Genomic DNA, 5183 nt, shown 5'->3' on the forward strand with positions numbered 1-5183 from the left:
CGCTGCCGCGGGTGGCTGGCAGGAGGAGAGGCCTCGGCAATGACTGCATGGTGCAGGCTGAGGGGGGCGGCCCAGCCCCTTGCGATACAGCGCCAGCCACGGCAGCACTACCCCGACAAGCTCCGGCCCGAAGGCCAGCTGGCAGCTCCAGTCCGGGTGCGGCCCCACCGGCTTCTGGTGCAGGCGCCCCATGCTCACGCCAAACAGCTTGGTGGCTTCTTCGCACAGTTCCCGTGCCTGCTCCAGCGTGCTGGCGTCGTAATAGACGTGGGCGTGATACCCCTTGATCCGTTGCACAGTGACTCCCGACTCAGAGAAGGATCCAACGCAACAAGAATACAACGCCTTTCCCTCGCCGGCCCAACCGCCGCTTGCCACCCCCGTCACGACACTGCACCCTGAACACTCACTGCCCAGCATCGAGCGCCTCATGGCCTGGCCCGACCGCCACCGTCTGTTTCCCTTTCTTGCCTGGCTACCCCGGCAAACCCGCGCCAGCGTGCGCCGCGACCTGCTGGTGGGGTTGAGCGGGGCGATCCTGGCACTGCCGCAGTCGATCGCCTACGCCCTGATCGCCGGCCTGCCCGCCGAGTACGGCCTGTACGCGGCCATCGTGCCGGTGCTGATCGCCTGCCTGTGGGGCTCGTCGTGGCACCTGATCGGCGGCCCGACCGCAGCGATCTCCATCGTGCTCTACGCCAGCATCAGCCCCATGGCGGTGCCCGGCAGCGACGACTACATCACGCTGATCCTGCTGCTGACCTTTCTCGCCGGCCTGTTCCAGTGGCTGATCGGCCTGCTGCGCTTCGGCGCGCTGGTAAACTTTGTATCGCACTCGGTGGTGCTCGGCTTCACCCTGGGGGCGGCCGTGGTGATCGCGCTGGGCCAGTTGCCCAACCTGCTCGGGCTCGACCTGGACAGCCAGGCCACCGCCCTCAAGACCCTGCAAGGCCTGCTGCAGCATGCCGGCGACATCGACTGGCCGTCGCTGCTGCTGGGCCTGGGCACCTTGCTGCTGGGCCTGGCAGTGAAACTGGGCCGGCCGCGCTGGCCGGCCCTGTTGATAAGTCTGCTGGGGGCCAGCCTGCTGGCATGGCTGTGGCCGTCGGTATTCGGCCACGTGGCGCGGGTACCGGCGTTTGTCGGGCAACTGCCGCCGTTGAGCCCGCTGCCATTGCTGGACCTGGAGATGGTCCTGCGCCTGCTGCCCAGCGCCGTGGCCGTGGGCATGCTCGGGCTGGTCACCAGCCTGTCGATCGCCCGCTCGCTGTCGATCCGTTCCGAGCAATTGCTCGACGCCAACCAGGAGATTCGCGCCCAGGGCCTGTCGAACCTGGGCGGTGCGTGGTGTTCGGGGTACCTGTCGTCGGGTTCGTTCACCCGCTCTGCGCTCAGCTATGAGGCCGGTGCGCAGTCGCCGCTGGCCGGGGTGTTCTCGGCGTTGTGGGTGGCCCTGTTCGCGCTGGCGGGCGCACACCTGATCGCACAGGTGCCGATCCCGGCGATGGCTGGCAGCATCCTGCTGATCTGCTGGGGCCTGGTCGATCACCGCGCCATACGTGCGTTGTTTCGCGTCAGCGGCCGGAGTTTCTGGTGATGGCGCTGACGTGCGTGGCGACCTTGCTGCTGGAGTTGCAGACCGCCATTTATGCCGGGGTGCTGGCATCGCTGTTCTTCTACCTCAAGCGCACCTCGCAGCCGCGGGTACAGCAGTCACGCGAAGGCGAGGCAGACGTGCTGCGGGTGTTCGGCTCGATCTTTTTTGGCGCCAGCCATTACCTGCAGGTGCGCCTGCAGCGCTGCCAGGCGCAGGCGGTGGTGATCGATGCGCGGCAGATCAACTTCATCGACTATTCAGGCGTGGCGATGCTGCACCAGGAGGCCCGTCGGCTGCGCCGGCAGGGGCCGGCAACTGGTGATGCGGCGCGCGCGGGCGCAAGTGGTGGAGGAGCTGCAGAAGCTGGAAGGGCCGGCAGGTTGCCCGATCCACTTCGAAGAATGAGGTGCGCCCTTCGCTGGCAAGCCAGCTCCCACAGGTACCGTGTGCATCTTGAGAGCACCACTATCCCTTTGGGAGCTGGCTCCCACAGGTGCTGTGTGCTTCTTGAGAGCACCGCTATCCCTGTGGGAGCTGGCTCCCACAGGTACCGAGTGCGTCTTGAGAGCACCGCTATCCCTGTGGGAGCTGGCTTGCCAGCGAAGAGGCCCTGATGTCTAGCCGCGGGCCAACTGGCGACGCAGTTCATCCAGCACCGGCACCGTCTCAGGCCGTACCCCGCGCCAGATAAAGAAGGCTTCAGCCGCCTGCTCCGCCAGCATCCCCAGCCCATCCAGCACCTTCGCCGCGCCCTGCTCGGTGGCCCAGCGACAGAACGGCGTCGGTTCCTTGCCGTACATCATGTCGTAGCACACGGTCACGCCCGGTTCGATCAGGCTGTCGGCAATCGGCGGCAACTCACCGGCCAGGCTCGCCGAGGTGGCATTGATGATCAGGTCGACCGGCTCCTGCAACCAGCTGAAACCACTGGCGGCCACCGGCCCCAGGTCAGCGAACTCACGCGCCAGTTGCTCGGCCTTTTCCACCGTGCGGTTGGCAATCACCAGCGACGCCGGCGCGTGCGCCAGCAACGGTTCGAGCACACCGCGCACCGCACCACCGGCACCCAGCAGCAGGATGCGTTTGCCCTTGAGCGCGACCCCGGCATTCACCGTCAGGTCACGTACCAGGCCGGCACCGTCGGTGTTGTCGCCCAGCAGGCTGTCATCGGCCAGCTTGGTCAGCGTGTTCACCGCCCCGGCACGCCGCGCGCGTGCGGTCAGGCTGTCGACCAGGCGGTAGGCTTCTTCCTTGAACGGCACGGTGACGTTGGCACCCCGGCCCTGCTTGAAAAAGCCCAGCGCGCAGACCGTGAAGTCGTCCAGCGGTGCCAGCAGGGTGCTGTATTCCAGCTGCTGGCCGGTCTGGTCGGCAAACAGCCGATGAATCAGCGGCGACTTGCTGTGGCCGATCGGGTTGCCAAATACAACGTACTGGTCCATGACGCACTTCCTGAGTCAGCCCGGCGAATCGGGCACGTTATCCACAATGGGTTCAGTAACCGGCCGTGTCCAGGCTCAGCCAGTCGCGGTCCTGCAGAAAATACTCGGTCAGGCGCGCTTCGGCGGTGCCGGGCACGGCCTTCCAGTCGTAGCCCCAGCGCACCTGGGGTGGCAGCGACATCAGGATCGACTCGGTACGGCCGCCCGATTGCAGGCCGAACAGGGTGCCGCGGTCGTAGACCAGGTTGAACTCCACGTAGCGCCCACGCCGGTACTCCTGGAACTCACGCTGCTCGGCGCTGTAGGTCTCGGCCTTGCGCCGCTGCACGATCGGCAGGTAGGCGTCGATGTAGGCATCGCCGATGGCCCGGATGAAGGCGAAGCAGGTGTCGAAGTCCCATTCGTTCAGGTCGTCGAAGAACAGCCCGCCAATGCCGCGCGGCTCGCCACGGTGCTTGAGGTGGAAGTAGCGGTCGCACCAGGCCTTGTAGCGCGGGTACACGTCGGCGCCGAACGGCGCACAGGCCTGCTCGGCCACGCGGTGCCAGTGCACACAGTCTTCCTCGTTGCCGTAGTAGGGGGTCAGGTCGAAACCGCCGCCGAACCACCACACCGCTTCTTCACCTTCCTTCTCGGCGATGAAAAAGCGCACGTTGGCGTGGGACGTCGGCACATGCGGGTTGTGCGGGTGGATCACCAGCGACACGCCCAGGGCTTCGAAGCCGCGACCGGCCAGTTCCGGGCGGTGCGCGCTGGCCGACGGTGGCAGGCCGCTGCCGAACACGTGGGAGAAGTTCACCCCGCCTTTTTCGATCACGTTGCCGTCGCCGATCACCCGGGTACGCCCGCCACCACCGGCTTCACGCACCCAGGCGTCCTCGACGAAACGCGCGCCGCCGTCCTCGGTTTCCAGGGCGGCGCAGATCCGGTCTTGCAGGTCGAGCAGGTAGGCTTTCACGGCCTCGGTGCGGGTAGTCATCAGGTCACCTTGGAAACGGGCTAGGGCCGGGCCAGGCGGGGGCCGGCGCTGAATTCGGCGCGTAGCATACCACTCGGGGCAGGGCGCCCGCAGTTGACGGCGATCAAGCAAAGGCGTCCGATAGGGGTTTTTCCGGATGAAGCAGGAGAGTGCAGATGGCCAAGCGTATCCAGTTCAGCCAGCATGGCGGCCCCGAGGTGTTGAGCCTGGTCGACTTCGAACCCGCCGCCCCGGGCGCGCAGCAGGTGCGCGTGCGTAACCAGGCGATCGGCCTGAACTTCATCGACACCTATTTCCGCAGCGGGCTGTATGCGCCGCCGGCACTGCCGTCGGGCCTGGGCACCGAGGGTGCAGGCATCGTCGAGGCGGTGGGCGAAGGGGTCAGCCGCATCAAGGTCGGCGATCGCGTGGCCTACGCCGGCGGCCCGCTGGGTGCCTACAGCGAAGTGCACACGCTGCCTGAAGCCAACCTGGTGAAACTGCCCGAGAGCATCAGCTTCGAGCAGGCGGCCGCGGTGATGCTCAAGGGCCTGACCGTGCAGTACCTGCTGCGCCAGACCTACGACCTGCAGGCCGGCCAGACCGTGCTGTTCCACGCGGCCGCCGGCGGCGTGGGCTCGCTTGCGTGCCAATGGGCCAAGGCCCTGGGCGTGAAGCTGATCGGTACCGTGAGCTCGCCGGAGAAAGCGGCGCGGGCAAAAGCGCTGGGCGCATGGGAAACCATCGACTACAGCCGCGAAGACGTGGCCCAGCGCGTGCTGGAACTGACCGACGGCAAAAAGTGCCCGGTGGTGTATGACGGGGTAGGGCAGGACACCTGGCTGACCTCGCTGGACTGCCTGGCGCCACGCGGGCTGATGGTCAGCTTCGGCAATGCCTCGGGCGCGGTGAGCGGGGTGAACCTGGGGATCCTGGCGCAGAAGGGCTCGCTGTATGTCACCCGGCCGACACTGGCCAGTTACGCCAACAACGCCGCGAACACCCAGGCGATGGCCGATGAGCTGTTTGCGATGATTGCCAGTGGCAAGCTGGCTGTGGATATCCAGCAGCGTTATCCGCTGGCCGAGGCGGCCAAGGCGCAGGCAGCGCTGTCGGCGCGACGCACGGTGGGGTCTACGGTGTTGGTGCCTTGACTCGGCGCTGAATGCTTCGCTGGCAAGCCAGC

At 66.8% G+C, this 5183-nt stretch carries 4 protein-coding genes and 1 pseudogene; 2 read left to right on the plus strand and 3 right to left on the minus strand.

The genetic code is table 11. The annotated features are described in order from the left end of the window. A partial coding sequence (locus G3436_RS14825; RefSeq protein WP_338001262.1) for a DOPA 4,5-dioxygenase family protein occupies positions 1-297 on the minus strand: 297 nt, incomplete at its 3' end. Between the two features lie 133 nt (positions 298-430). Between G3436_RS14825 and G3436_RS14830 the strand changes: the two are divergent. Further along, positions 431-2002: pseudogene (locus G3436_RS14830) on the plus strand (SulP family inorganic anion transporter). Between the two features lie 212 nt (positions 2003-2214). Here G3436_RS14830 and aroE read toward each other — a convergent pair. Together aroE and hemF are read right to left on the minus strand one after the other, a co-directional pair. Next, positions 2215-3039, minus strand: coding sequence for a shikimate dehydrogenase (gene aroE / locus G3436_RS14835; protein ID WP_163946255.1), 825 nt, complete (start codon positions 3037-3039; stop codon positions 2215-2217). A 52-nt stretch (positions 3040-3091) separates the two neighbouring features. Continuing rightward, positions 3092-4018, minus strand: a complete 927-nt coding sequence (gene hemF, locus G3436_RS14840) for an oxygen-dependent coproporphyrinogen oxidase (RefSeq protein ID WP_163946258.1) — start codon at positions 4016-4018, stop codon at positions 3092-3094. A 155-nt stretch (positions 4019-4173) separates the two neighbouring features. On the opposite strand from hemF, the gene G3436_RS14845 reads away from it, so the two are divergent. Then, a complete protein-coding gene (locus G3436_RS14845) occupies positions 4174-5151 on the plus strand; it encodes an NADPH:quinone reductase (RefSeq protein WP_163946261.1) in 978 nt (325 codons plus the stop codon). The last annotated feature ends 32 nt before the right edge of the window (positions 5152-5183 follow it).

Origin of the sequence: Pseudomonas brassicae, assembly GCF_010671725.1 — a bacterium.
Lineage (GTDB): Bacteria > Pseudomonadota > Gammaproteobacteria > Pseudomonadales > Pseudomonadaceae > Aquipseudomonas > Aquipseudomonas brassicae.

Excerpts from the sequence above, each read along its gene's own strand:
- G3436_RS14845 (WP_163946261.1), top strand. The coding sequence starts at position 4,174 with ATGGCCAAGCGTATCCAGTTCAGCCAGCATGGCGGCCCCGAGGTGTTG.
- hemF (WP_163946258.1), bottom strand. The coding sequence starts at position 4,018 with ATGACTACCCGCACCGAGGCCGTGAAAGCCTACCTGCTCGACCTGCAA.
- aroE (WP_163946255.1), bottom strand. The coding sequence starts at position 3,039 with ATGGACCAGTACGTTGTATTTGGCAACCCGATCGGCCACAGCAAGTCG.